The organism is Neobacillus pocheonensis, from assembly GCF_050477905.1.
Taxonomy (GTDB): domain Bacteria; phylum Bacillota; class Bacilli; order Bacillales; family Cytobacillaceae; genus Neobacillus; species Neobacillus pocheonensis_A.
Genome location: NZ_JBCNAD010000080.1, coordinates 1 through 1560, shown reverse-complemented (window position 1 = coordinate 1560; position 1560 = coordinate 1). Strand labels below are relative to the sequence as shown.

General features: G+C 33.2%; 1 protein-coding gene. It reads right to left on the bottom strand.

All coding sequences use genetic code 11. The annotated features are described in order from the left end of the window. Positions 1–115 precede the first annotated feature (115 nt). On the bottom strand, positions 116–1560 hold a 1445-nt coding region (locus ABES02_RS28420), incomplete at its 5' end, for an IS1182 family transposase (RefSeq protein ID WP_430141191.1).

Sequence of the window (1560 nt, the reverse complement as noted above, 5' to 3'; positions counted from 1 at the left end):
GAGGGCACTGAAAAACTTACGTTTTTTAATTTATCTTTGTCACTTCAAAAAAAAATAGGCCCCTTCTTGTTGGATTCAGTCCTCAGAAGGGGCCTATTTTCATTTATTTATACTATTATTTTTCTTTTAAAAGCGTAATGATTCGCTTCAAATTGACGGAAAAAATTGTTGTTGCACCTTGTATTTGCATACCAAATAGACCCGCAGATGATGCCGTATCATACCCGTGTCCATGTTTTAATTCACTATTTTTAGCTTCAATTTTGTAACGAGAACGAGCGAGTTCTTTAAACTCTTCACTGTTTTGGAATGTTTCTTGTTCCTTATGTTCTGTAGATTTAATTGAAACAGAATACGTTTTACTTTTCGCCCCTTCTTTATAACATCCTTCTTGGAAAGGACATATTTTACATTTTTCAATATCAAAGTAATAAACTTGTTGTTGGCTGTTACTTTGATTTTTCTTTCCTATCCTTGCTTTACGAATTGCCATGTGACCAGCTTTACACACATACATACCAGCATCTTTATTGAATTCAAATTCATCTTCCTTCGCACGTCTACCTTGTGTAATTAGTGGATTCAGTTTAGATACAAGTTGAATTTCTTCTTTTTTTGCGAACTGGATATTGTCTTTTTCAGAATAAGCAGTATCTCCAATGACTGTACTTATTACCATGCCTGCTTTTTTACTTTTCTTAACCAATTCTTCAAGGTACTTTCCGTCGCTTTTCTCTCCAGTTGTAACAAGCGCAGCTGTAATGATCCGTTCATCACTCATCGCAATATGTGTTTTAAAGCCAAAGAAAGAAGAATCAGCTGATTTATGCCCAACACGCGCATCAGGATCCGTTGAAAAACTCAGCTTTTCTTTATAATCTTCTACGACCTCTTTTAAGACATTTAGTTTTTCGTTTACAGCTGGTATTACCTTAATTTGTGGCTGCGATTCAACTACCTGAATGACTTGAAGGCAGTAATCTACTTCATCTTTTACTTCGTTAGAAGTCGGTTTCGATGGAAATTTTTCTTTAATTGATTCATCTATTTGATAAACAGCTTTCCGTACATTTTTTGATTTCTCTTGTAAGAATTCTTTAGGTGATTTTTGTTTGTAACGCGCTTTTGTATGTGTTGCATCCACAATTATTGCATTACTTTTAATGATTTCTTTTTCTAAGGCAATCTCAACTGTCTTGCCAATAAGCATATCTAATAAACTCACATCTTGGAGACGGAGCTTAGGGAATTTAGTCAATGAACTAGGGTTTATAACAGGATCTTCCGGTGCCATATCTAAAAAATATTTAAAGGACATATCAAATTTAGAACGTTCAACTACATCTACATCAGATAAATCAAAAATTGATTTTAATAATAGATATTTAAACATACGAATAGGTGGCACTGCATTACGACCATTATCAAGACAATATTTATTTTTAAGTTCTTCTAAAATAAAAGAAAAGTCAACAAGTTCATTAATTTGACGAAGCATATTATCCTTTGGCACAACAATATCGTAAATTGCAATAAATGGACTAAGATTGAGAGATTCTT